This window comes from Pacificibacter marinus (genome assembly GCF_018860505.1).
Lineage (GTDB): Bacteria > Pseudomonadota > Alphaproteobacteria > Rhodobacterales > Rhodobacteraceae > Celeribacter > Celeribacter marinus_B.
The window spans coordinates 49843-75494 of sequence record NZ_JAHKPU010000049.1 but is presented as its reverse complement, the minus strand read 5'-3'; the positions used below and the strand labels follow the sequence as shown (position 1 = coordinate 75494).

Genomic DNA, 25652 nt, shown 5'->3' with positions numbered 1-25652 from the left:
CAGCGTTATTTCCAGTCGAAAAATCCATCGCCAGCACGGGCCAAAAGGCGCGCAGCCAGCGCCTCGCCCAGTGCTGCACCTTGGTCAATCGGGCCAGAGATTTTGTCGCTCAGCGCCTCGGACCCATCCGTGCGCAGAATTTCACCACGCAGGCGCAATGTATCGCCGTCCAATGTGGCAAGCCCTGCAATCGGTGTTTCGCAAGACCCGTCCAAAGCGGCCAAAAATGCGCGCTCGGCAGCCAAACGCTGCCCTGTTGGCCCATCATGCAAAGCCTCCAAAAGCGTCTTTGTGTTCAAGTCATCCAAGCGGCGCTCGATGCCAATAGCCCCTTGGGCCACAGCTGGCAGCATTTCTTCAGGCGTAATCTCACTGCGCGGCACGTCTGCGGCATTCAAACGATTCAGCCCCGCCATGGCCAAAAACGTCGCCTCAGCCACGCCATCCTTAAGCTTTTTCAAACGGGTTTGCACATTGCCGCGAAATTCAACGACATTCAGATCAGAACGATAGTGCAACAACTGCGCTTTGCGGCGCAAAGACGACGTGCCAACGGTGGCACCTTGGGGCAGGTCTTTCAACGCGCCACCACCGAGCTGCACAAAAGCATCACAGGGATTTTCGCGCGGCAGATAGCAATCAAGGATCAGCCCTTCGGGTTGATCCACAGGCATGTCTTTCATTGAGTGCACCGCAATATCGATGTCACCCGCCAAAAGTTGGTCTTCGATTTCGCGGGTGAACAACCCTTTGCCGCCAATTTCTTTCAGCGCGCGATCTTGCACGCGGTCGCCTTGAGTGGAAATCACCACCACCTCGAACGCTTCAACCGGCAGATCAAACGCAGCCATCAACCGCGCACGGGTTTCATGAGCTTGGGCCAGCGCCAAAGGTGATCCACGGGTGCCAATTTTCAAAGTGCGAGCGGGGGTTGGGAATGTGACTGTCATATCCAAGACCTACCTGCGACGTGATGGCCTGACAAGCATGGAATGCTTGACAAAACACCGCAGGCACGTGACCAACGTCCAAGCAATTTTGGAAGGGCAGATCATGGCAGATAAAACAATTCTCAAGGCATTGCGCGGTGAAACGCAAAGCGTGCCGCCGATTTGGATGATGCGTCAAGCAGGGCGCTATTTGCCCGAGTATCGCGCCACCCGTGCCCAAGCCGGTGATTTTTTGAAGCTGTGCTACAATCCTGAGCTGGCCGCAGAAGTCACATTGCAACCGATCCGCCGTTTCGGCTTTGATGCGGCAATTTTATTCGCTGATATTTTGCTGTTGCCCCAAGCTTTGGGCGCGGATCTTTGGTTTGTCACTGGCGAAGGCCCGCGACTGTCCACGATCACCCAACAGTCCGATTTCAACGCGCTTAAAGGCAAGGACGATATCCACAAGGTGCTCAACCCTGTTTACGAGACCGTCAAAATCTTGGCGCAAGAACTGCCCGACGAGACCACATTGATCGGTTTCGCAGGCGCACCTTGGACCGTTGCAACCTATATGCTGGCAGGTCGCGGCACACCAGATCAAGGCCCCGCCCATGCGCTGCGGATGGGCAATAACGAACTGTTTGAAAATGTCATCAACCTGCTCACCGTCAGCACGATTGAATATCTCGACATGCAAATTCGTGCAGGCGCGGAAGTTGTGAAAATCTTTGACAGTTGGGCGGGATCGCTCAAAGGCGAAGCGTTTGAGAAATACGCCGTCGAGCCTGCACGCCTTATCACCCGCGAGCTGAAACGCCGTCACCCAAATGTACCGATCATCGGTTTCCCGCGTGAGGCAGGCGACGGTTACATCGGTTTTGCCAAGAAAACCGGCGTAGACTGTGTGGCGCTGGATAATTCTGTGACCCCTGAATGGGGCGCGGCCAATGTGCAGGTTGACGGTTGCGTGCAGGGCAACTTGAAATCATCACATATGGTCACAGGCGGTCAGGATTTAATCGACGAGGTGCGTCATGTGCGCGACACCTTCGCAAAGGGTCCGCATATTTTCAATCTCGGCCACGGCATCACGCCCGACGCTGATCCAGACAACGTGGCGCTGATGATCGAAACACTGCGAGAAAACGCATGATCCGCGCCGCTATTCCCGCCGATATGGAATCCATCGCTGCGCTGCAAATCGCCAGCTGGCGCGGGGCCTACCAAGGGCTATTGTCTGACGCGTATCTCGGCCAGCCCGTCGTCGACGATCTGCGCGCCAAGTGGGTGGGCATGGATGTGCCTGCGGGCAATGTGCTGTTGGTGTCCGACACAGATGGCGTCGTGGATGGGTTCATCTATGTGATGTGCGACCGCACCCCCACCTATATCGACAACCTGCATGTCTCGCCGACCCGCAAACGCGGAGGCATTGGCGAGGCTTTGATGCGCGCCGCAGCCAAGCGTCTGATCGATCTTGGGCACAGTGCGGTATCGCTGACAGTGATCACAGACAATCATCCCGCCGTTGCGTTCTATGATAAAATGGGCGGAATGCGTGGCCCTGCGCAGGACGAAAAGCTCTACGGCGAACCTGTGCAAACCTACCCTGTGACGTGGGACGATTTACAGGCTTTGGCACAGTAAGCGAACATCACAAAAGACGCATATAAAAAGGGGCCACAAGCAGGGCCCCTTTCATATTTTATGGAGTAATGCCTCACAATGTCATCAGCGTGACTCGCATTCAGCCTTTGTCGGCAAACGCGCTTTGAAACGAACGGATACGGGCGGCGTTGACGCCTTGGTCACTGCGCCCGATACGTGAAACGCCACGCATATCAACACGAGAAGTTTCGCCCTCAGGCGTAACAACCACAACGACATCATCGGCAAAATAGAACACGGGCGTGCGGGCAACCGCCTCAAAGCGCAAGCGCACGTCGTCTGAAGCGACGATATTCCAGCCCATATCTGCAGCTACATCCAAAGCGCGCTCGAACGCCGCCACAGGTGACAGATCCGTTAGAAGTGGTGCGATATCAGGGTAGCTTTTGGCCTGCGTCGCAGCAACATCTGCACCGCCATAGACAAGCGTATTTGACGCGCCCACGCGGGTTTCATCGATCACTTCGAATTGCGGCACGTTAACCATATCGGTTGAAATATCGTGAATCGGGGCCGCGCGCACAGGCGGGTTGGCCAGCCCCATCGCCCAAGGCGTCAATGTCGCGAGCCCGATCAAGCAAATGAGTCCGCCAAGGCCCGCCTGTTTGCGTTCTGCACGCACGAGATGCACGAGCATAGCGATCACGCCCGCCCCCAAAATAACAAAGCCGATCGGGTTGAAATAGGACCTATAAAGCTGGAACCCTTTGATCGGTTCCCACAGTCCAAAGCGCGCGCCAAAGAATATGGTCGCCATCAGGCTCAATCCCAGAACCGCAGTGATCACTGCAAGTATGACAAATCTTTTCATTTTTTAACTCTCTTGAAAATTTCACTCACAGCATAAACTGATGCAGGACACGGCCCACGTCATCACGCGTTTAGCCGCAACATCCAGTAGTGCAGCTCTGTGCGGCATGCGGTTTCAAATCTGCCTCAGTCACGTCAAATTCCCCCGTCAAGGTTGGCAAAGGCACCTGCAAAGCGTCCGAAAGCATATGCGCTGTGGCACCTGCCAAAGCTGCGCTTTTCGACGTCTCAAGTTTCGTCAACTGGCGTTCCGTCATACCGATTTGCTTGGCCAATTTAGGGCGGCCAATTTTACGCGCCTTGCGAATAAGTTTAATGCGTCCGGTATCTATCGTAATATCTGTCATTGGAAATCTCCGTAAAAATCAGTTCCGAGTGACGCATCCATCAAACGTAGATTGCGCCGATAGAATTAAACCCAAGTCCGTCAAACCCATTTTGCCATGGGCGGCAAGGACATCAAAACAGCGTTGGCGTCATGACCTGTCTCTAGGCCAAATTTTGTGCCGCGGTCATAGACCAGATTGTATTCCGCATAGAGCCCACGATGCACCAATTGCGCGTCTTTGTCAGCGTCCGTCCACGGCGTGTTGCGGCGCTTTTCGGTGGCCCCAAGAAAGGCTGGCAGAAAGGCACGCCCGACATCTTGGGTAAAGGCAAAGTCTTTTTCCCAATCGCCCGTGCAGTGGTCGTCAAAGAAAATGCCACCCACGCCACGTGCACGATTACGGTGCGGGATATAAAAATACTCGTCCGCCCAGTCTTTGAACTTGGGGTAATATGACGCGTCGTGGCGGTCGCAGTGTTCTTTTTGTACGGCGTGAAAGGCGGCAGTGTCTGCCTCATATTCAATGCAAGGATTCAGGTCTGACCCGCCGCCGAACCACCAAGCATGCGGTGTCCAGAACATCCGCGTGTTCATATGCACGGCAGGGCTGTGCGGGTTTTGCATATGGGCGACCAATGAGATGCCAGCCGCCCAAAAGCGTGGATCATCTTTCATACCCGGCAAGCCTTTGCGCGCGGCCATAGCGCTTTGCGCCCGCGCGCCAAGCGTGCCGTAAACGGTTGAAATATTGACGCCCACCTTTTCAAACACACGGCCACCACGCATGACAGACATCAATCCGCCACCTGCGTCTGATCCATCTTCAGAGCTGCGTTTGGTCTCGTTAACCTCAAACCGGCCAGCGGGCAGATCGGCAAAAGGCCCTGTCGTTTGGGTGTCTTCTAAGGCCTCAAACGCCCCAACGATATCATCACGCAGGCTGCGAAACCAAGCAGAGGCGCGGGCTTTTTCGTCTTGTAGATCGTCGGTCATGAGGCGTCCTTATTCACAAACTTACGCCCATCTGTTAGCAGGATTACGCCGACACTGCCAAGAGCGCTTATGGCGCGGCAAATAAGCGCTATACTGCACGTAACACAGGAGTTTCCCATGCGTACATTGCTTGCCCTACCCGCCTTATTGCTTTTGGCCGCGTGCTCTGAGCAGCAAATGTGCATTTCACGCGCGACGCAAGATTTACGGGCCGTGCGCAGCTTTGTGAATGAAGCTGAGGGCAATCTGGCGCGCGGCTATGCTTTGGTCGAGACCGAAGTCGTCGACTATGAGCGCAAACAATGCGGCGAGACACCCAATGGTGACACCAAATATTGCAGGGTCGCCGTGAAAGACACCGTGATCAAACGCAAGTCCATCGACCTTGATGGTGAAGCCGCGAAACTTGCAGTTCTGCGCGAAAAAGAAGCCGCCTTAGCCATCCAAGCAGAAGCCCAAGTGCTGGCCTGCCAACAGGCCTATCCTGACTAAAGTCGATTAATGCGCGGGTTTGCCGACGGGATCGACCAAGGTACGCCCGCCATCGACAGTCAGAATTTGACCCGTCATAAAACCAGAGCCTTCAGAGGCAAGGTATTGAACCGTCTCTGCAACTTCTGTGGCGGATGCGATGCGCCCAAGCGGCGTTTTGTCGATGATTTCGTTGCGGAACTCTTCATGGGTCGCCAACATATCTTGCAAACTGGCACTCATCACCGACCCAAACGCCACAGCATTCACACGAATACCATGCGGCGCCATCGCCACAGCCATCGAGCGGGTCATTTGATCTACCGCAGCACTTGAGATCGAAAACGCCATCATAGACGGATGTGTCCGACGCGCGGCAATCGATGACAGGTTCACGATTGACCCGACAGGACTGTTCGGATTTTCTTCACGCTTTGAATGTTCTCGCATCCACTTTGACACCTGCTGCGTCATCCGCAAGCTGGTCATCAAGTTTTGCTCAAGCAGGTATTCAACCATATCTTCTTTGGCGACGGTCGGATCGCAAGGCACCACTTGGCGCGAGGCGTTGATCAAAATATCGACGCCATCAAAGGCATCGATGGTGGCGGACAACAGATTGGCGATGGTAAGTTTTTTACGCAAATCGCCAGCAAAGTAACGTATGGAAGATCCATCATCTTTGCCTGCATCGCCCAATTCAGCAGCCAGTTTGCTTTCATCCATATCAGCGCACATGACGTTCGCGCCTTGGGCCTCGAAATGACGTGCAATCGCTAGGCCAATACCATTGGCCGCACCAGTCACAATAGCGGTTTTTCCTGCGATCGAGAAACTCATATCAAATCTCCAATTCTAGTATGCCAAGACTACGATATTCTTTTGCCGGTGCGAAGAGGCTTGGACGCCTGTAGAATTTTAAAGGCTGGCGTGCCGCCAATTTCAGCGACAAGCCCGAAATGTTCGCTCAATGTCGCCTCGTAAGGCAAATGGCGATTGGCCACCATCCACAGGTGCCCATGCGGGGCCAGACAGCGCGCAGCAGAGGCAATGAACGCTTGGCCAAGCCCAGGATCGGCAGCACGTGTGGTGTGGAACGGTGGGTTCATGATGATGCCATCATAGGCTGGTTTCGCCTCATGCGTTGTGACGTCGGCCCAATGAAACACCGCGCGGTCATCCGTGACATTGACGCGCGCGCAATCTAATGCCGTGGCTTCGGCCTCAATAATGTGCAGTTTTTTCACACCTTCAATCGCCAAAATATGACGCGACAGATACCCCCAGCCCGCACCGAAATCAGCGATTTTTGACGGCAGCTTGTCCGGCAAAGCCGCGACCAGCGCCGCAGAGGCTTTATCCACACGATCCGCAGAAAACACACCAAGGCGGGTTTCGAACCCATCGACAGCGTTCAACGCTCCGGGATCTGCCCAATCGGCAAAATCGCCACCCTCAAACATAAAGGCTTTGCCATGCGCCTTGGACACGAGCGCTGTCACATCGGCGCGCTTGCGCACATCCTTCAGCAGGCTGTCGATACCATCGGTTTTTTGCCCATCAACTACGACGCGCACAGAACGCTCCGCCGCATCCGCAATCAAAGCACGGGCTTCGCGTTTGGCGCGAGGCACCGCCACAACGGCCAAATCGAATGATCCCTCAGCCGCTGTGCGGGTGTCAAACCCAAGCGATTGAAAGGTGGCAAAGTCAGGTTTGAACCCTTGAACAATTTGCACAGTCGCATCGCCGAAACCGCTGTAATCGGCATCAGAACGCGGGCGATAGACCACGACCCGATTGGGCTGGTCTTGTCCATCAAGGACGAGGGAAAGTCTGGGGGATACCATTGGCAGGGTCGGCGCGGACGCCTATTCCTTTTCCATTGTGCATTGCAGCGGGTGTTGATGGCGACGAGCGAAATCCATCACTTGGGCCACCTTTGTCTCGGCAATCTCGAAGGCAAACACGCCCACGACGGCCAGACCTTTTTTGTGAACGGTCAACATAATCTCTGTCGCTTTCGTGCTGCCGATTCCAAAAAATCGTTCCAGCACAAGAATAACGAACTCCATTGGTGTGTAGTCGTCATTCAAAAGCATCACCTTATACATCGGCGGACGCTGGGTTTTTGGCTTTGTTTTCAAGGCAAGGCCAAGATCACCATCGTCGAAATGGTCGTCTTTATCGGACATTTTATAAGGCAAGTGGATCACGCTGGGTGCTCCCATTCGGGTCAGTCGAAAAAATCAGTGTTCGGGCGCTTTATATAGACCCTTTTTCACACGAATAAAGGGGGTTATGCCCCTAGGGGCTCAGGAGAGGTATAAAATGCGCACCAAATTGTCTACAATTGCCTTCGACGCGGATGATACACTGTGGGAAAACGAAGCGTTTTTTCGCATGACCCAAGAACGTTTTGCACAGCTTTTGGCACAATATACAGATGCAGATCACTTGGCAGATCGTCTTTTGGCCGCTGAGCGGCGCAATCTTGGCCACTACGGGTTTGGCATCAAAGGCTTTGTGCTGTCGATGATCGAAACCGCGATTGAAGTCACCGAAGAGCGTGTGCCTGCCTCTGTGATCAAAGAGCTGATCGCAGCAGGGCAAGACATGTTGCAGCATCCTATTCACTTGCTAGACGGTGCGGCAGAAACCGTGGCGCAACTCGCGCAAACCCATGATATTTTGTTGATCACCAAAGGCGATCTGCTGGACCAAGAACGCAAACTGGCACAATCAGGTTTGGGCGCATTATTCGATGGTGTTGAAATTGTGTCGGCCAAAATCCCTAGCGTCTATGCAGATATTTTTACCGCCCGTGGCATCGCTGCTGATTCGGCGATGATGGTCGGGAATTCGATGAAATCTGATGTCATTGCCCCCATTGAGGCTGGGGCTTGGGGCGTTTTCGTGCCGCATAACATCACTTGGGCGATTGAACATGCCGAGCCACCAACAGAGCACCCGAAGTACCGAAAATTGAATAGTTTGCGTGCCCTGCCCGCCTTGATCGATAATCTTTAAGGGCTTTCTTGGTCCGCTTTTCTCCGCGGCTTTTTAGCGATCAATTTTACGTCCAAAATTTTACACAGCCTTCAAAATAGATATGTAGCGGACAGGCATGTTAACCATACAAGATATAGCGTTGCACCAATGCATCCCTTGAAACCCTTTGAAAATTGGTAGTTTTCTCATTTCAAACCCTGTGCTAGGCTGACCCAATAATTCGGGCGAAACGATCCGATAAAATGAGGCAGATATATTATGGCAAGAGACGTGCAAGCACGCGTGAAAACGTGCGCCCGCTCCACGAGCATTTTTTCCGTGATGCTTATCGCTTTGATCTTGGGGCTTATCCCGATCAAGTCTGTGATGGCCGCTGAATATGCGGCGCTCGTCATGGATGCACGAAACGGTAAAGTTCTTCATGCCAGCAATGCCGACACCAGATTGCACCCTGCCTCTTTAACCAAAATGATGACTCTCTACATCGCGTTTGAAGCGATTGAGAACGGTGAAATTTCACTGGACACTATGGTCACGATTTCGCGCAAGGCCGCCTCTGAGCCACCTTCGCGTTTGGGTCTCAAAGCGGGACAAAAAATCAAGCTACGCTATTTGATTCGTGCAGCAGCCGTGAAATCCGCCAATGATTCTGCCACAGCCATCGGAGAGGCGATCGAAGGATCTGAGGCCGCTTTTGCCCGCCGCATGAACCGCACGGCCAAGGCGCTTGGCATGTCACGCACCACCTTTAAAAACGCCCACGGCTTGACCGAAAGTGGCCATTTGTCGACAGCCCGCGACATGAGCGTGTTGGGCCGTCATGTGTTTTACGACTACCCTGACTATTATAACCTCTTTTCGCGCAAAACAGCCGACGCAGGCGTGCGCACTGTGACCCACACCAACTCGCGTTTCTTGAACAGCTACAAAGGTGCGGACGGCATTAAAACAGGATACACATCTGCTGCGGGCTTTAACCTTGTCGCCTCAGCGCAACACGGCCAAGAGCGCATCATCACCACAGTCTTTGGTGGACGTTCCACCATCACCCGCAACGCGCGTGTGACCGAATTGATGGATCTAGGGTTCAAACGCGCAGCGACCCGCGTCGCCGTGCACAAACCCCAACGCCCACCCTATATGGGCAAGGCCTCCACAGGTGCTGTGATGGTTGCCGATTCGGGACGCACGCCGCGCACTGCATCCAAAATTGTACGCGCTCGGATCACGATGGCGTCAAGCCCGCTGCCACAAATGCGTCCTCTGCGTGAGCTCGCGCCTGAACAGGAAAACTTATTGATGGCGATGTCTGACGATATTTTCGACGTCGTCGCCGAAGCCAATCAAGCTGACGCTGTTTTGGCGGCGGCGGATGCAGCGGTTATTGAAGCCACCGATCTATTGCAAGACACAGCCGAAGCGCCCGTTGTTGATGTGCCAAGCGGTATGGCAGCAATCAAACCACAAGCGCGCCCAAGCACCTTGCAACTGGCGTCTATCGAACCTGTGTCTGCGCAGGTCGCCCCGACTTTTGCGAGCACAGCACCGGAAGTCGTCACGCGGATGTCCACATCGGGCAGCCGTCATTGGGGCGTGAATATCGGCACCTATGGGTCGGAATATGAGGCCCGCAAAGTCTTGCTGAAAACCGCATTGTCCGAACTTGAAAATCTTGACGGCGCCTTGCGCAAAGTCACCCGCAGCAAAGGCGGCTATGACGCGAATTTCTTAGGCCTGTCGCAAGAGGTCGCGGCACTGACCTGCCGTAAATTGGAAGCACGCGGCAACGCCTGTGCAACAATGGGCCCATCGTCCTAAGACATCGGCCTTCCCCAACAAATTTCGAAATATAAATGAGGGCGCGAGGTTTACACCTCAGCGCCCTCTTTCACGGCCAGATCAAAGGCCGCCGTGATCAATGCTTGGGTATAAGGCTCGGCAGGCGCATCAAAAATCTGCGCTGCCTCCCCTGCCTCAACAATATCGCCACGTTTCATCACGATCACTTTGTGACTGAGCGCGCGAACAACTTTGAGGTCGTGTGAGATGAACAGATAGGCCAGCTTATGTTTCACTTGCAAAGCACGCAACAGAGCGACAATTTGCACTTGAACCGTTTTGTCCAAAGCCGACGTCGGCTCATCCAAAACCAACAGCTTAGGGCGCAGCACCATAGCACGCGCGATGGCGATCCGTTGGCGTTGCCCGCCAGAGAATTCATGCGGATACCGATTGCGGGTGTCGGGATCAATGCCCACCTCGGTCATGATCTCGATCACGGCGGCCTCAGCCGAGGCATACTCACCCAAGCCATGCACGCTTAGACCCTCAGCGATAATTTCAGCCACGGTCATGCGCGGCGACAAAGACCCGAAGGGATCTTGGAACACGATCTGCATGTCTGCCCGCAAAGGCCGCACCTGTTTTTGCGTCCAGCCTTGGATGTCTTTACCAAGCACAACAATCGGCCCATCAGAGTCGATCAAGCGCATCATCGCCAGCGCCAGCGTGGTTTTGCCTGATCCACTTTCGCCAACCACACCAACAGTTTCGCCAGCGCGTATAGAGAATTCCGCAGCATTCACCGCTTTGACATAACCAACTGTGCGCCGCATCAGCCCACGTTGAATGGGGAACCACACGCGCAGGTCTTTGGTCTCGGTGATCACTGGCGCATCATCAGGCACCGGCACGGGGTAACCCACGGTTTCAGCGTCCAGCAGCATTTTGGTATAGGAATGTTGCGGCGCATCAAAGATGTCTTTGGTCACGCCCGCTTCAACGATTTCACCGTCTTTCATCACACAGACACGGTCGGCCAATTTGCGCACAATCCCAAGGTCATGAGTGATGAACAACATCGACATGCCCATAGAGGCCTGCAAGTCGCGCAACAGCGTCAAAACCTGCGCTTGGATGGTCACGTCCAAAGCTGTCGTAGGCTCGTCGGCGATCAATAGATCAGGCCCGTTGGCAAGCGCCATAGCGATCATCACGCGCTGACGCTGCCCGCCAGACAGTTGATGCGGATAGTCTTTTAAACGCCCTTCGGGTTCATGAATACCCACTTGGGTTAGCAATTCGATGACGCGATTTTGCGCCTCTTGGCCCCGCAAACCTTGGTGGACCAACAAAATCTCAGCCAGTTGTTTTTCGATGGTGTGCAATGGGTTAAGCGAGGTCATCGGCTCTTGAAAGATAAAGCTGATGTCATTGCCGCGCAGTTTGCGCAGATCAGCCTCGGGCGCGCCACACAACTCTTGCCCATTATATTTGATCGACCCTTCAATCACCGCGCTGTCAGGCAGCAAGCTGACAGAAGATAATGCGGTGACAGATTTCCCCGATCCGGATTCACCGACCAAAGCAACGGTTTCGCCTTTTTTCACATCAAAAGACACGCCTTTGACAGCAGGGCTTAACCCGCCGTCTTGCTTGAACGACACATGAAGGTTTTCGAACGACAACAGGCTCATTGGAAGGTCTTTCTGGGATCAAATGCGTCGCGGATGCCTTCAAAGATAAAGACCAGCAACGACAGCATAACCGCGTAGGTGAAAAAGGCGGTAAAGCCCAACCACGGGGCTTGCAGGTTCTGTTTGGCTTGCGCTGTCATTTCGCCCAAAGACGGCAAAGAGGTCGGCAGGCCAAAGCCCAAGAAATCAAGGCTGGCCAGCGTGCCGATGGCCCCTGTCATGATGAACGGCAACATGGTGACGGTGGCGACCATGGCGTTTGGCAACATATGGCGGAACATGATTGTCCAATTCGACACGCCCAGCGCGCGCGCGGCACGGATGTATTCGAAATTGCGCGCGCGCAAAAATTCAGCACGCACCACGCCCGTCAGCGCAGGCCAACCAAACAGGATGGTCACGAACACGAGCAACCAAAACGATCTGCCCAAAATGGCAAAGACGATGATGATCACGTAAAGCTGCGGGGTTGAGCTCCAGATTTCCAACACGCGTTGAAAAATCAAATCGACCCGTCCGCCGAAATACCCCTGAATGGCCCCAGCGACGATGCCGATGGCCGAGGACACCACAGTCACTGCCAGCGCGAACAGGATCGAAATGCGGAACCCATAAATCACCCGCGCCGTGACATCGCGTTTGGTGTCATCAGTGCCAAGCCAGTTTTGCATGGTGGGCGGCGATGGGGCAGCGCCTGGTCCCTCGACTTGGGTGTTGAACGAATAGGGAATGATCGGCCAGATCATCCAGCCTTTTTCAATCGGCTCGCCATCTACGATGCCATCCTGTGCATCCGCGATCAGCCCTTCAGGGTCGTCAAAGCAGTCCACCAACCCGCCGGTTGTGATCAGGCATTCGACTTCGGCGTAGCGGTACACAGCCTCGGTGCGAAAATCACCGCCAAATTCAGTTTCAGGATAGAAGTTGAAAATCGGCGTGTAATAGCTGCCGCGATATTGCACCAAGATAGGTTTGTCGTTGGCGATAAATTCAGCGAACAGTGACAGTACAAACAAGGTGGTGAAAATCCAAAGCGACCACAACGCGCGGCGGTTGGATTTGAAATTGCGCCAGCGGCGCTGGTTGAGCGGAGACAGTTTCATGAATCCCTCTTTTCAAAATCGATACGCGGATCGATAAAAATATACATCAGATCAGACAAAATCCCGATAATCAGACCGATAAGACCAAAGAAAAACATCGTGCCAAAGATCACGGGGTAATCGCGTCTGAGCACGGCTTCGAATCCCAAACGACCAATGCCATCGAGCGAAAATATAGTCTCGATAATCAACGATCCCGAAAAGAACACGCCCAAGAACAACGCCGGAAAGCCTGAGATCACGATCAACATCGCGTTGCGAAACACATGGCCGTACATCACGCGGTGTTCGGACAGGCCTTTGGCGCGGGCTGTGACCACATATTGTTTGCGTATTTCGTCCAAGAAAGAGTTCTTGGTCAAAAGCGTCAGCGTTGCGAAAGACGAGATCAGCATCGCCAAGACCGGCAAGGTGATGTGCCACGCGTAATCGACCACTTTGCCCCACAAGGACAGCTCGTCAAAATTTGCCGAGGTCAACCCGCGCAAAGGAAAGATTTGCCAATAGGACCCGCCCGCAAAGACGACGACCAGCATGATGGCGAACAAAAAGCTGGGGATTGCATAGGCGACAATGATGATGGCTGAGGTCCAAGTGTCGAACCTTGATCCGTCTTTCACTGCTTTGCGAATGCCCAAAGGGATCGAGATCAGATAGGAAATCAAGGTCGCCCAAAGGCCCAGCGAGATAGACACTGGCAGTCGGTCCCAGACCAGATCCAAGACGCCTTCGGATTTGAAATAGCTTTCGCCAAAGTCAAACCGCACATAGTTCCACATCATGTGCAGGAATTGTTCAAGCGGTGGTTTATCCAGCCCGAATTGTACTTCAAGTTCTTTGATGAACTCAGGCGGCAGGCCCCGTGCGCCAATGTATTCAGAGGTGGACGCGCCACCTTGAATTTCAACCCCAGCGGCATCGCCACCACCACCATTGATCGAGGCAAAGACATCGCCTTCGCCATTGATTTCGGCCAAGACCTGTTCAATCGGTCCGCCGGGCACAAATTGGGTCAGCGTGAAATTTACGATCATAATGCCCAACAGCGTTGGTATGACCAGCAAAAGCCGCCGAAGAATATAGGCTCCCATGTTTCAGAGGTCCTTCCACCTGTTATCGTCTCGGGGCTTGGTTGCCCCTGTTGTTCTATCTGCTACTTGATCGCGCCTGCGGCTTTGAGCGCTTGGGCTTTATCCGCATTCACCCACCACGTATCCAAAACACCACTGCCAAGCGGCGGCAACTGATCGACCGCTGGATGTTCATACATATCATAGTAAGAGACCCAAGCCGTATCGTTCATATGCGCCAACACAATGAAATATTCGTCGCGCAAAATACGGTCTGCTGCGCGCAGGGTCGATTGCATATCTTCAAAACTTTTGGCCTCAAGCAGAATGTCGCCAATCTCGTCGATGGCCTCGCTACAATACCCCGCAGGATTAAAGATGTCGTTGCGGTCTTCGCAGCTGTATTTTTGCGAAAAGTCTGTGTCCTCTTCAAAGGAACTCACATAGCCGCTGTAGATAATATCGTAGTCGAAGCTTTGTGAACGCGCTTGATATTCGTTCGGGTCCACACGGTTGTAAGTCACGTCAACGCCCAGCGCGAGCAGGTTTTCAACGTAAGGATTGATGATGCGATCCCAAGACGCGAGATAGTGCAAAATCTCGACCTTGAGCGTTTCACCTGCTGAATTGCGCAGCTTGCCGTCATCGCCAGGCGTCCACCCCGCCTCGCCCATCAACCTCAGTGCTTTGCGCAGGTTGCCGCGATCCATCAAGCGCTCACCAGAGGTATGCGGCATACGCGGTTCTTCGGTGAAAATTTCGTCTGGTAGATGATCACGCACCCGCTCGAGAATTTCCAACTCTTTGCCTGTTGGCAGGCCTTCGGCTTGATACCCTGGCGCATTCCAAAAGGCTTCGCGTTGCGAAAATAGCCCATATTGCAAAACGCCGTTGGTCCATGTGAAATTATACATCAGGCCAATGGCTTCACGCACGCGTTTGTCTTGGAACTTGTCTTGACGCAGATTGAACAGGAACCCGACAGGGCCGCGCATCGTGCCGCTGGGCAAGGTTTCTTTGACCACAAAGCCGTTTTCAATCGCAGGGAAATCATACCCCGTTGCCCATGTCAGCGATGAGTTTTCAGCGCGATATGTGGTTTCGCCAGATTTAAACGATTCAAATTCTGATGTGGAATCGCCAAAGTATTCGACGCGCACCGTATCAACGTTGCCGCGCCCCAACATAAGCGGATGAGTGTCGCCCCAATAATCCGGATTGCGTTTATATTCGACCCATTTGCCCATATCATAATCAGCCAGAACATATTCACCGGTGCCCGGTGACACCTCGATACGTTTTTCATCAAGCTTTGCGCCGGTTTTCTCGAACCAAGCTTTGCTCATCACCGTCGTCGCGCCAGCTTGACCGATCAACCCTTTGCGCGGCGCGTCCGGATTGAATGTGAATTTGACAGTGTACGGGTCCAGCACCTCAACTTTTTCGATCATTTGGCTGACGCCTGCGCGCCAAGACAATGTCCCTTCGGCAATGAATTTGTTGTGGGTAAAGGCAACATCTTCGGCCGTCATCGGCGTGCCGTCAGAAAATGTAACATCATGGCGTAGGTGAAAAATCACCCAATCTTGAGACTCGGGGTATTCGATCGTTTCGCACAGAAAACAATAAGAACTGGACTGGAACTCATCAGCGATGCGCGGGCTTGAGGATGCACCATTGCTGGCCATCAGGCGCTCATAGCCGATGGACGACATGGCCGCAGGCGTTCCAGACAGGGTTGAATAGGGATTGAAGCTGTCGAAATCCCCCACTGTGCCTTGCACCACACGCCCACCTTTAGGCGCATCTGGGTTCACAAAGTCCAAGTGATCGAAAGGTTCTGAATATTTGGCTGTGCCCCAATCGGAAAACCACGTTGCCACCACCGTATCGCCATCTGCTGCTTGTGCAGCGCCAGCGCTGCTGATCGCCAAAGACGATAAGGCCGCCAAAAGATATGAACGGTGAGACAGGTGAAACATACAGAACCTCCGTTGGGATATGAGCTTAAATACTCTTATCCACAATCTGATCTGTATTTGCACGGGTTCCAACCGCGAAGTTGCACAACTGTGAATAAACCGTGACGAAATGTGAATGGCGGCGCCAGAAAAGCCAGCCCCAGCATGGCCCCACCGACTTTAGCGCAAAAGAAAACCCCACCGAAAAAACCGATGGGGTTTGAAATCTCATGGTCATGAGGCTCAGCCTCAATCGCTAGTCTTAGTTGCTCAAGGACTGCAAGTAGGCAATCACGTCTGCACGCTCACTGATTTTCTTGAAACCGGCGAATGTCATTTTTGTACCTGGTGCAAAGTCTTTTGGTTTTTCCAAGAAATGGTTCAGCGCATCTGCTGTCCAGTTGCCTTCAAGTTCGGTCAAAATACCGGAGTAACCAAAGCCAGCAACAGAACCGATGTCGCGATCAAAAGAGCCATCAAGGTGTGGGCCAGTTTTGTCTGCACCGTTCACAGTGTGACAGGCCGTACATTTCTTGCCGAAAATGCTTTCACCAGAGGCAGGATCTGCAGCCGCCAAAATCGGACCAAAGTCAACTTCAACAACTTCTTCTGGCTCAGCGCCAGAGTCTTCGACTTCGATCACATAGGCTTGCGCATGATCGCCGTGACCACCGCCTGTGTGGTAAAGCGATTCTGCAGCCCAAGCGCCGAAGAGAAAGAACAAAAATGTGCCGCAAAGAGCTGCAACAGCTTTGGTAAGGGTCATAGTGTCGAACATGTCGCGTTCCGTATATGTGCATCTGTTGAAGGGTATCTACCCGTTTCCATCGGTGTATTTCAAGGTATAAGACCCGCGACCAAACGACTTACTTCAGAAACTTCGCTAAAATGGGGGCGCAGATGGCCGCACGTATCGCTTTTCAAGGAGAACTGGGTGCATATTCGCATCAGGCCTGTGTCGAGACTCGCCCTGATTTTGACCCGCTTCCCTGCCCCACATTCGAAGATGCGCTAGAAGCCGTGCGATCTGGTGCTGCTGATTTGGGTATGATCGCGGTTGAAAATTCGACTTATGGCCGAGTTCAGGATGTCTATCATTTGCTACCACAGGCCGGTTTGCACATCATTCAAGAGACCTTTGTACGTGTGCATGTGAATCTTTTGGGTGTGCCTGGTGCCGTTTTGTCAGACATCACCCATGCCCATGGGCATCCGGTGATTCTGCCGCAATGTGGAAAATTTTTGCACGACAATGAGATCAAAGGCGTGACCAGTTCTGACAACGCTCGTGCCGCGCGTGATGTGGCCGCAGGTGGTAACAAGACCCAAGCGGCCCTTGCCTCTGAGCTGGCCGCCAAATTGTACGGGCTTGAGGTCATCGCGCCCCAGATCGAAGATCATAAGCTGAACACCACACGATTCTTGGTCATGGCTCGCGATGCCGATCACACGCGTCGTGCAGATAAGATGGTCACGGCTTTCATGTTTCGCGTCCGCAACATCCCCGCCGCCCTATACAAAGCGATGGGAGGATTCGCGACCAATGGCGTCAACATGACCAAGCTGGAAAGCTATATGGTCGATGGCGTGTTCACTGCAACGCAGTTTTATGCGGACATCGAAGGCCACCCAGATGATGCAAACGTCAAACTGGCGATGGATGAGCTTGGCTATTTCACCGAGATGGTCGAAATTTTGGGTGTTTATCCCGCTGATCCGCGTCGGTCGTAGCCCTTTGCCGCGAACATTCTGATTTAAAATGGAAAACGCGGCCAAACTGGCGAGCTCTAACCGGCACGCTTTTGCAAATCAAACCGTAAGTCTTTGGACTTAGCTGCGCGCTTGCAATTCATAGCGCGCAGACATCGCCTCGCAATACGCACAGATACGGCGTTCAAAACGGCGCTGCAAAGAAGCTTTCGCAAACTTGACAGATTGTACAAGAATACGCGCGGACAGCGTTTGCGGACGCACCTCATACCCAAGCGTGACACGAGTGCGCTTGGACGACAAAGGCACCAGTTCGACATTCAAGGTCATATCAAGCCCGCCAGATTTGGCATCGGCAACAAAAGAGTTGGGCGAATCAAATTCGGACACATGCGCATCGACATCGCGCAATTTGCCGCGAAACGGCGCCTGCACAGTCCAAGCCGCACCAACCCCGCGCGGTTGCATGGGATTTTTACGTCGCACATCAATGCCGCGTCGCATGGCCTGCCGTTCGAGCCCATCAAAATCAGTGATTTGATCAAAAACATAATCTGCTGGTGCTTCAATGTCTTGTCGGGTCGAAAATTTCATGCCGGTCCACCTGTCTCGCTCTATTCAAGTGTTATCGGCCCAAATCTATTCATCCGCAAGCCACTTAGTCAGTAGAAAGTGCGCTATAGCGCCTTCTCGGGCTGGCAAAATATCTGGATGGGTGCCCGCCATGACATTTGCGCAGTCTTCTTTGGTCAGCCAAAGCGCATCTTCCAGCTCATTTTCGTCAATTGTAATGTCACGCGACAATGCTGTACCGCGACATCCGATCATTAATGACGCGGGAAAAGGCCAAGGTTGACTGGCCATGTAAGACACATCTCCAACAGGAATACCGGCTTCTTCCATCACTTCGCGGCGTACAGCGGCCTCAATCGGCTCGCCTGGCTCAACAAACCCAGCCAAAAGCGAATACATGCCTTCGGGAAATTGCGGGCTGCGCCCCAAAAGCACAGAGTTGCCATGAGTGATCAGCATGATCACGACAGGATCGGTGCGTGGAAAATGCGGCGTACCGCAAGCGCCGCAGTTGCGTTGCCAGCCGCCAATCGCAATCTCACTTTGCACCCCACAGGCTGCACAAAATTTATGCGATTTATGCCAACCAAGAATCGCCCGCGCAGTCGAAGCAATTTCAGCCTCAAGCGGACTTAAATCCGTCATCACCGTTTTTAGATCCCGAAAGCTGGCGTGGGGCAGGCTGTCGTGGCGCTGCTCAGATATGTCGAACAGTCCCTCCTGTGTCATTGCGCAGTCCATCATCTCTGCCGTGGACACATCAACCGCAAACAAAGGCGCGCCTGAATCATCGAGCCCCAAGAACACTGTGACGCCCGCAAATGTGAGCAAAGGATGCCCTTGCGGCACCATCAAAAGCCCCCCCGCGTCATCGACCAAAGGTTTAAAAGTCCAAAGCGGCAAAAAACGCGCTTTAGGGGATGCTTGCAAGACATCTGCGGTTTTCCGAAGGTCATCTCTGCGGTGCAAAAGCCCAGCTGAAAAGGTCACTGTGTCGATCATCATTATTTTCGCCTTTATGGTTCACCACAGCAATTTGGCTGCATTTCAATACCTTACGGACATCAATAGTTGCGCATAGGTAACACTTGAAACGCAACACAACCAAAAGTTGCATTTCAAACCCACTATTTAACCCAGAAGCATTGGAAGTGTTCAAAACATAGTTAGTATCCAACTCGTTACAAGTTGTCGCGCTCGTCAGTCGCTATAGTCTTAAATCCAAATATGATCGAGAGCGCAAAACCCTAATAGACCATTTCAGGGATTTTTATCCCAACCATTTGCAGGCTTCGCATTGATCGCACTCCACCCCTTTTCTGCTCGCGCCAGCGTTGACCAAGCTCATCTGCGCATTATGGAAACGACGGATTTACATGTCCATGTTTTCCCTTACGACTACTACGCAGATCGCCCCAGCGACAGCGTTGGCTTGGCGCGCACTGCGGCACATATCAATGCGATCCGCGCTGAGGCCAACAACGCGATTTTGGTTGATAATGGAGACCTTTTGCAAGGCAACCCTATGGGCGACTACATCGCTTATGAACGCGGGATGCAAGACGGCGACATGCACCCGATCATCACAGCGATGAACACGCTTGGCTATGATGCGGCGACCTTGGGCAATCACGAATTCAACTACGGGATCGATTTCTTGCTCAAGTCTTTGCAGGGCGCTGATTTTCCTGTGGTCTCGGCAAATGTGATCAAAAAGATGGGCAGCACCGCACGCAAAGACATAACTTTGGTCAAACCCTATGTGATATTGGATCGTTATGTCATCGACGGCTCGGGTCAAAAACACCCTATTAAGGTCGGCCTCATTGGCTTTGTGCCCCCTCAAATCATGACTTGGGACCGCCGCCACCTGGAAGGCAATGTCGTGGTGCGCGATATCGTTGACACCGCCCGCGCCTATATTCCCGAGATGAAAGAAAAGGGCGCGGATCTGATCATCGCGCTCAATCACTCTGGCATCGGATCTGCCAAACACGTTGAGGGCATGGAAAACGCGTCTGTGCCTTTGGCCGAACTGGACGGGATCGACGCCATGGTCACGGGTCATTCGCATCTGGTGTTTCCGTCGCCCGACTTTGACGGGCTTGCGGGCGTGGACGCCAAGAACGGTCTTGTTCACGGCAAACCAACGGTCATGGGCGGATTTTGGGGCTCACACCTTGGCCTGATCGACCTAATGATTGAACGCAGCGGCAATGCATGGCGCGTGATCACCTCGTCCGTCGAAACGCGCCCCATCGCGGCACGCGGGACTGATCGCAAAATCGCATCTTTGGTGGACAGTCACCAAAACGTTCTGCACTCTGTCGCAGCCGTGCATGACGAGACCTTGCAATACATCCGCCGCGCTGTCGGCAAAACGGCCACGTCTTTGCATTCCTATTTCGCATTGGTTGCAGATGATCCAAGCGTGCAGATCGTCGCAAACGCCCAGCTTTGGTATCTCAAGGACATGTTCAAAGGCACCGAACATGACGGATTGCCGATCCTATCAGCCGCCGCGCCGTTCAAAGCGGGTGGACGCGCAGGCCCTGAACATTACACAGATGTCGCCCCTGGAAACTTGGCAATCAAAAACATCGCCGATCTCTATTTTTATCCCAACACCATTCGCGCAGTTCGCATCACTGGCGCAGAACTTAAAGGCTGGCTTGATCGCTCTGCAGGTATGTTTTTGCAAATCAAAGCTGGTCGCAAAGATCAACTGTTGTTGAACCCAGAGTTCCCGCCTTACAATTTCGATGTGATCGATGGCGTGACCTATAAGATCGATCTTACCCAGCCCTCGCGCTTCACTGCCAAGGGCGAACTTCTGAACGCGAATGCCACGCGCATCGTTGATCTTGCCTATCAGGGCAAGCCTGTGACCGACGATATGGAATTCATCGTCGCCACCAACAATTATCGCGCAGGCGGCGGTGGCGCGTTTCCGGGCGCGGACGGGACAACGATTATTTTTGAAGGCCCCGATACAAACCGCGATATCATCGTGCGCTATATTGTCGAGCAAGGCACAGTCGACCCTAAAGCGGACAACAACTGGACCTTCGCCCCCCTGCCCGACACATCGGTGATTTTCGAGACAGGCCCCAAAGCCCGCGACCATTTGACGGACCTGACATCTATACAGGTCACTCCTGCGGGCGATGGGGCCAATGGGTTCTCGCGCTTTCGCATTGCGTTATAAGCACAGAATTTCATAAAGGCGTTACAGATTTTGCACCACCCTCTTGCGAATCCGCCTCATGTCACTTATGTGGGCCTTGAGAGGTTGGCGCGGGCGAGCGCCTCGCCAACCCGGTCAGATCCGGAAGGAAGCAGCCGCAACGAGTCCCGTTTGGGTCGCTGTCCAGCCTCTCACCTCTCCCTCCCAAATTTAAAACCCCAATCAACGAAAGCCGATACGCGCAGATATGCCACGCGTGCGATGCCTTTGAGCACACGCGGTTGTTATCGCTTGCTGTGCCCGCCCCCTTGGGCATTATACGCTCATGTTTAAAGGCTTCTCAGAATGACACTGCTACAATGACCCCGTTTTTCACAGCTCTCGGCTGGTCCGACCATTTCGCCGATCAAGTCAGCGCCAATGAGGCGACCGGCCTATCGCCAGTGCGCTTAACCGAAGTGCGCCGCAATCGTGTGATCGGGCTCAATCCCCAAAACGAACGGATCGATTTGGCCCTGTCTGGCGACAATGTGGCGACCGATATGGCTGTCGGAGATTTCGTACTGAGCGATGGCCAACGCCTTGTCCGCGTCTTGCCCCGAAAATCGGTCATCTCGCGCAAAGCTGCTGGGCACACTTCGCAAGCGCAGTTGATCGCGGCCAATATCGACACACTGTTCATCGTCACATCGTGTAATGCCGACTTTAATGAGGCCCGCCTTGAGCGCTATGTCGCCTTGGCCATTGAGGCAGAAACCAAGCCCGTGATCGTGATGACCAAGGCCGATACGCCTTTGGGCGTCCCGCAATCTTATGTGGACCGCGCTCTTGCCATTTCCAACCGCGTCGACGCGCTGGCTTTGAATTCCAAAGACGCAGATGATGTGGCGAAAATGAATAAATGGTGCGGCGCGGGTCAAACCGTGGCCCTTGTCGGATCGTCTGGCGTGGGCAAATCCACCATCGGACGTACGCTGACGGGGGAAAATCTGCTGACGGCTGACATCCGCGAAGATGATGCCAAAGGGCGACACACCACCACGGCGCGCTCGATGCATTTGATGCACGCGGGCGGCTGGATGATCGACACACCGGGGATGCGCGAACTGGCTTTGCATGACGCTGCCGCGGGTATCAATACTTTGTTTGAAGATATCACCGATTTGGTGACTGAGTGTAAATTTTCCGACTGTAAACACACGACAGAACCAGGCTGCGCCATTCTTGCGGCTGTGGAATCGGGTGATTTAACTCAAGAGCGTGTTGAGCGCTGGAAAAAACTGCGCGATGAAGATGCCGAGAACACAGGCACCATCGCCACGTCCAAAGAACGCGGGCGCAAGTTTAGCAAGCTCAAACGCACGGCCTTTAAGGCCAAGCGCGTGCGGCGCGGCGAAATCGAATAAACAGCTAAGGCCTGACATGCTATACAGATCGCAACTTGGGTTGCGACTTGGCCTCTGCGCGCATACCTTAACCCCAAGAGTTTAAGGGATCACAACATGACCGAGACGGACACAGGCTATCAGGTTCTGGCGCGCAAATACCGCCCCGAAACCTTTGCCGACCTTGTTGGCCAAGATGCCATGGTGCGCACGCTAAAGAATGCCTTTGATGCGGACCGCATCGCGCAGGCTTTTATCATGACCGGCATTCGCGGCACGGGAAAAACCACCACGGCACGTATTATCGCCAAGGGTCTGAACTGTATCGGAGAAGATGGCACTGGCGGCCCAACCACATCCCCTTGTGGGAAATGCAAACCCTGTAGGGGCATCTCTGAGGGGCGGTTTTTCGATGTGCTTGAAATCGATGCTGCATCGTCTACCGGCGTTGACAACATACGCGAGCTAAATTCGATGGCGCGCACGCGGCCCGCCGAAGGGCGCTACAAAATCTTCATCATCGATGAGGTTCACATGCTGTCGACAGCCGCGTTCAACGCGCTGCTGAAAACGCTTGAAGAACCGATGGCCCACACGAAATTTATCATGGCGACCACGGAAATTCGCAAAGTGCCGGTGACGGTTCTGTCGCGCTGCCAACGCTTTGATTTGCGTCGTATTGAACCCGAAGTGATGATCGCCTTGCTGCGCAAAATCGCCACGGCTGAAAACGCGGAAATCACCGACGATGCGCTGGCGCTGATCACCCGCGCCGCAGAAGGCTCGGCCCGTGACGCGCAATCGTTGCTAGACCAAGCCATTTCGCACGGCGCAGGCGAGACAACAGCCGACCAAGTGCGCGCGATGCTTGGCCTTGCAGATCGTGGCCGCGTTTTAGACCTGTTCGATATGATCATGATGGGCGATGCAGCAGCCGCGCTGGAAGAGATCGGCGGGCAATATGCCGATGGCGCTGATCCTTTGGCGGTGATGCGCGATTTGGCTGACATTACCCATTGGGTCTCTGTCATCAAGATCACGCCAAACGCCGCTGATGATCCCACTATCGGACCAGATGAACGCAGTCGCGGGCTGACCATGTCAGAGAAAATCCCCATGCGCGTCTTGTCCCGGATGTGGCAAATGCTGTTGAAATCTTTAGAAGAAATCGCTGCCGCGCCCAATGCGATGATGGCAGCTGAAATGGCTGTGATCCGTTTGACGCATGTCGCTGATCTGCCGATGCCCGACGATCTGGTGCGCAAACTGAACGAACAAAATCCCCCGCCCCGTCCACCTTCTGGTGGTGGCGGCGGGTCACATGCTGGTGGCGAATCGGTTACAGCCTCTAGTCAACCTATGTCTGGCGGCGGGTCTGCTAGTGGGGCAAGTGGGCAAATCACGCATGCGCCGAGCATGTCCGGCGGGGCGGCCACCGCTTTAGCAACAGCACCTGAGGCCTCACTTGCGCGTTACGGCAGCTTTGAGGATGTGATCGAATTGGTTCGCCATCACCGCGATGCCAAGCTTTTGATCGAGATGGAAAACTACATCCGTTTGGCAAAATATGCCCCTGGGCGGATCGAATTTGAGCCCAGCGATGACGCCCCTCAAGATTTGGCTGCGCGCCTGGCCAGCCGCTTGAATGCCTTTACCGGTGTGCGTTGGGCCGTGACAATTTCACGCGCGCCTGAGGGCACCAAAACGATTTACGAGGTTAAGAACGCCAAAGAGCTTGCCCTACGCGCCCAAGCCCGTGCGCATCCGATTGTCGCCAAGGTGTTTGAGTTGTTCCCCAGTGCGAAAATCGCGAAAATCCGCACGCCCGAGGCCATTGCTTTGGAAGCGGCCGTTGAGGCGCTGCCAGAGGTCGAAGACGAATGGGATCCGTTTGAAGAAGACTAGCGTCTCGCATACACATAGGTTGAATTCCCTGCCCTGATCCATAATTGGATCATAACTGGCGCAGGACATAAGATAAGGAAAGCAACATGCTTAAAGGACTTGGCGGGCTTGGCGATATGGCCGGCATGATGAAAAAAGCGCAACAAATGCAACAAGATATGGCTGACATGCAAGAGCAGTTGGAAAATGTCACCGTTGTGGGCGAAAGTGGTGCAGGTCTGGTGAAAGCCACAGCAAACGCCAAAGGCACGTTGACGGCGCTTGATATTGATCCGTCTATTTTTCACCCCGATGAAAAAGAAGTGGTCGAAGATTTGATCTTGGCCGCGATCAAAGATGCGCAAGGCAAAGCCACTGCCAAAGCACAGTCCGAAATGGCGAAACTCACCGAAGGTCTTGGGCTTCCGGCTGATTTCAAAATGCCGTTTTAAGCCGACACAATGGACGCGGGCCGTAAAGACATTGATGCACTGATTGATCTGATGGCCAAGCTGCCGGGTCTCGGCCCGCGTTCGGCACGACGTGCGGTATTGCACCTGATCAAAAAACGTGGACGCCTCATGTCGCCCTTGGCCGATGCGATGAAAGCCGTATCCGAAAACGCCCGAGAATGCGTGAAATGCGGCAATATCGGCACGGGCACGATCTGCGATATTTGTGCTTCTGAAAAACGCGCCACGGGCGAAATTTGCGTTGTAGAAGATGTGGCCGATCTATGGGCGATGGAACGCGCCGCAGTGTTTCGCGGGCGATATCATGTGCTGGGCGGCACCCTGTCGGCACTGGACGCCATTGGCCCAGAAGAATTGCGTATTCCATTGCTGATGAGCCGCGTACGCGATGAGGGCATCACCGAGATCATTCTCGCGCTCAACGCCACCATCGACGGACAAACCACCGCGCATTACATCGCCGACGAGCTGGCGGGAGTCTGTACCGTGACCTCGCTGGCCCAAGGCGTGCCAATTGGCGGCGAGCTGGATTATCTGGACGACGGGACGATCACTGCCGCATTACGGGCGCGCAAAGGATTTTAGGACGTCATCAATCATCAAGATCGGCGTC

The 25652-nt window shown here is 53.8% G+C and carries 25 protein-coding genes and 1 other RNA gene; 12 read left to right on the top strand and 14 right to left on the bottom strand.

What is annotated here, in order from left to right; genetic code table 11:
* Positions 1-5: 5 nt before the first annotated feature.
* Positions 6-950 (bottom strand): hydroxymethylbilane synthase, encoded by a 945-nt coding sequence (gene hemC / locus KO503_RS17255; RefSeq protein WP_215992792.1) that lies wholly within the window; start codon positions 948-950, stop codon positions 6-8.
* A gap of 100 nt (positions 951-1050) precedes the next feature.
* Between hemC and hemE the strand changes: the two genes are divergently transcribed.
* Together hemE and KO503_RS17245 are read left to right on the top strand one after the other, a co-directional pair.
* Positions 1051-2088: a uroporphyrinogen decarboxylase gene (gene hemE / locus KO503_RS17250; RefSeq protein ID WP_215992833.1), complete on the top strand. Its 1038-nt coding sequence runs from the start codon at positions 1051-1053 to the stop codon at positions 2086-2088.
* On the top strand, positions 2085-2582 hold the full coding sequence (locus KO503_RS17245) for a GNAT family N-acetyltransferase (RefSeq protein ID WP_215992791.1): 498 nt from the start codon (positions 2085-2087) through the stop codon (positions 2580-2582). The genes hemE and KO503_RS17245 overlap by 4 nt, the downstream gene beginning before the upstream one ends.
* A 100-nt stretch (positions 2583-2682) precedes the next feature.
* Here the strand turns inward: KO503_RS17245 and KO503_RS17240 are convergent, their stop codons facing one another.
* The 3 genes from KO503_RS17240 to hemF all read right to left on the bottom strand — a co-directional run bounded on the left by KO503_RS17240 (position 2683) and on the right by hemF (position 4734).
* On the bottom strand, positions 2683-3414 hold the full coding sequence (locus KO503_RS17240) for a DUF1499 domain-containing protein (RefSeq protein ID WP_215992790.1): 732 nt from the start codon (positions 3412-3414) through the stop codon (positions 2683-2685).
* Between the two features lie 70 nt (positions 3415-3484).
* Complete coding sequence (locus KO503_RS17235) at positions 3485-3760, bottom strand: helix-turn-helix domain-containing protein (RefSeq protein ID WP_215992789.1); 276 nt, start codon at positions 3758-3760, stop codon at positions 3485-3487.
* 80 nt (positions 3761-3840) lie between these two features.
* Positions 3841-4734, bottom strand: a complete 894-nt coding sequence (hemF, locus tag KO503_RS17230; protein ID WP_215992788.1) for an oxygen-dependent coproporphyrinogen oxidase — start codon at positions 4732-4734, stop codon at positions 3841-3843.
* 117 nt (positions 4735-4851) lie between these two features.
* Here hemF and KO503_RS17225 point away from each other — a divergent pair, with 117 nt between their 5' ends.
* Positions 4852-5226 (top strand): hypothetical protein, encoded by a 375-nt coding sequence (locus tag KO503_RS17225; protein WP_215992787.1) that lies wholly within the window; start codon positions 4852-4854, stop codon positions 5224-5226.
* Positions 5227-5232: 6 nt separating this feature from the next.
* Here KO503_RS17225 and KO503_RS17220 read toward each other — a convergent pair whose 3' ends face one another.
* Genes KO503_RS17220 through clpS form a run of 3 tightly spaced genes read right to left on the bottom strand, consistent with a single transcriptional unit; the run spans position 5233 to position 7400 of the window.
* Positions 5233-6045: an SDR family NAD(P)-dependent oxidoreductase gene (locus KO503_RS17220; RefSeq protein WP_215992786.1), complete on the bottom strand. Its 813-nt coding sequence runs from the start codon at positions 6043-6045 to the stop codon at positions 5233-5235.
* A gap of 29 nt (positions 6046-6074) precedes the next feature.
* Positions 6075-7055 carry a class I SAM-dependent methyltransferase gene (locus tag KO503_RS17215; protein WP_215992785.1) on the bottom strand — a complete coding sequence of 327 codons (981 nt, stop codon included), beginning with the start codon at positions 7053-7055 and terminating at the stop codon, positions 6075-6077.
* A gap of 21 nt (positions 7056-7076) precedes the next feature.
* Complete coding sequence (clpS, locus tag KO503_RS17210; RefSeq protein ID WP_215992832.1) at positions 7077-7400, bottom strand: ATP-dependent Clp protease adapter ClpS; 324 nt, start codon at positions 7398-7400, stop codon at positions 7077-7079.
* A 136-nt stretch (positions 7401-7536) separates the two neighbouring features.
* On the opposite strand from clpS, the gene KO503_RS17205 reads away from it, so the two are divergent.
* Together KO503_RS17205 and KO503_RS17200 are read left to right on the top strand one after the other, a co-directional pair.
* Positions 7537-8235 carry an HAD family hydrolase gene (locus KO503_RS17205; RefSeq protein WP_215992784.1) on the top strand — a complete coding sequence of 233 codons (699 nt, stop codon included), beginning with the start codon at positions 7537-7539 and terminating at the stop codon, positions 8233-8235.
* 303 nt (positions 8236-8538) lie between these two features.
* Positions 8539-10035 carry a D-alanyl-D-alanine carboxypeptidase family protein gene (locus KO503_RS17200; RefSeq protein WP_252731165.1) on the top strand — a complete coding sequence of 499 codons (1497 nt, stop codon included), beginning with the start codon at positions 8539-8541 and terminating at the stop codon, positions 10033-10035.
* A gap of 50 nt (positions 10036-10085) precedes the next feature.
* Here the strand turns inward: KO503_RS17200 and KO503_RS17195 are convergent, their stop codons facing one another.
* The 5 genes from KO503_RS17195 to KO503_RS17175 all read right to left on the bottom strand — a co-directional run bounded on the left by KO503_RS17195 (position 10086) and on the right by KO503_RS17175 (position 16605).
* Positions 10086-11693 (bottom strand): ABC transporter ATP-binding protein, encoded by a 1608-nt coding sequence (locus KO503_RS17195; RefSeq protein WP_215992782.1) that lies wholly within the window; start codon positions 11691-11693, stop codon positions 10086-10088.
* The gene (locus KO503_RS17190; protein WP_215992781.1) at positions 11690-12796 is read right to left on the bottom strand and encodes an ABC transporter permease; all 1107 of its coding nucleotides are present in this window, start codon (positions 12794-12796) and stop codon (positions 11690-11692) included. The genes KO503_RS17195 and KO503_RS17190 overlap by 4 nt, the downstream gene beginning before the upstream one ends.
* Positions 12793-13887 carry a microcin C ABC transporter permease YejB gene (locus tag KO503_RS17185; protein ID WP_215992780.1) on the bottom strand — a complete coding sequence of 365 codons (1095 nt, stop codon included), beginning with the start codon at positions 13885-13887 and terminating at the stop codon, positions 12793-12795. The genes KO503_RS17190 and KO503_RS17185 overlap by 4 nt, the downstream gene beginning before the upstream one ends.
* A gap of 62 nt (positions 13888-13949) precedes the next feature.
* A complete protein-coding gene (locus tag KO503_RS17180) occupies positions 13950-15848 on the bottom strand; it encodes an extracellular solute-binding protein (protein WP_215992779.1) in 1899 nt (632 codons plus the stop codon).
* 241 nt (positions 15849-16089) lie between these two features.
* Positions 16090-16605 (bottom strand): c-type cytochrome, encoded by a 516-nt coding sequence (locus KO503_RS17175; RefSeq protein WP_215992778.1) that lies wholly within the window; start codon positions 16603-16605, stop codon positions 16090-16092.
* A 122-nt stretch (positions 16606-16727) separates the two neighbouring features.
* On the opposite strand from KO503_RS17175, the gene KO503_RS17170 reads away from it, so the two are divergent.
* Entirely contained in the window at positions 16728-17558 is an 831-nt protein-coding gene (locus KO503_RS17170) for a prephenate dehydratase (RefSeq protein ID WP_215992777.1), read from the top strand.
* Positions 17559-17657: 99 nt separating this feature from the next.
* Here KO503_RS17170 and KO503_RS17165 read toward each other — a convergent pair whose 3' ends face one another.
* Positions 17658-18131 (bottom strand): SRPBCC family protein, encoded by a 474-nt coding sequence (locus tag KO503_RS17165; RefSeq protein ID WP_215992776.1) that lies wholly within the window; start codon positions 18129-18131, stop codon positions 17658-17660.
* Positions 18132-18176: 45 nt separating this feature from the next.
* Positions 18177-19115 carry an NAD(+) diphosphatase gene (gene nudC, locus KO503_RS17160; RefSeq protein ID WP_215992775.1) on the bottom strand — a complete coding sequence of 313 codons (939 nt, stop codon included), beginning with the start codon at positions 19113-19115 and terminating at the stop codon, positions 18177-18179.
* A 292-nt stretch (positions 19116-19407) separates the two neighbouring features.
* On the opposite strand from nudC, the gene KO503_RS17155 reads away from it, so the two are divergent.
* From KO503_RS17155 to recR, 6 genes are all read left to right on the top strand, one after another.
* Positions 19408-21318, top strand: coding sequence for a bifunctional 2',3'-cyclic-nucleotide 2'-phosphodiesterase/3'-nucleotidase (locus KO503_RS17155; RefSeq protein WP_215992774.1), 1911 nt, complete (start codon positions 19408-19410; stop codon positions 21316-21318).
* A 78-nt stretch (positions 21319-21396) separates the two neighbouring features.
* Positions 21397-21493: signal recognition particle sRNA small type (gene ffs, locus KO503_RS17150), an RNA gene on the top strand.
* A gap of 163 nt (positions 21494-21656) precedes the next feature.
* Positions 21657-22703 carry a ribosome small subunit-dependent GTPase A gene (rsgA, locus tag KO503_RS17145; RefSeq protein WP_215992773.1) on the top strand — a complete coding sequence of 349 codons (1047 nt, stop codon included), beginning with the start codon at positions 21657-21659 and terminating at the stop codon, positions 22701-22703.
* 96 nt (positions 22704-22799) lie between these two features.
* The gene (locus KO503_RS17140) at positions 22800-24587 is read left to right on the top strand and encodes a DNA polymerase III subunit gamma/tau (RefSeq protein WP_215992772.1); all 1788 of its coding nucleotides are present in this window, start codon (positions 22800-22802) and stop codon (positions 24585-24587) included.
* Between the two features lie 86 nt (positions 24588-24673).
* Positions 24674-25018 carry a YbaB/EbfC family nucleoid-associated protein gene (locus KO503_RS17135; RefSeq protein WP_215944839.1) on the top strand — a complete coding sequence of 115 codons (345 nt, stop codon included), beginning with the start codon at positions 24674-24676 and terminating at the stop codon, positions 25016-25018.
* Positions 25019-25027: 9 nt separating this feature from the next.
* On the top strand, positions 25028-25624 hold the full coding sequence (recR, locus tag KO503_RS17130; RefSeq protein WP_215992771.1) for a recombination mediator RecR: 597 nt from the start codon (positions 25028-25030) through the stop codon (positions 25622-25624).
* The last annotated feature ends 28 nt before the right edge of the window (positions 25625-25652 follow it).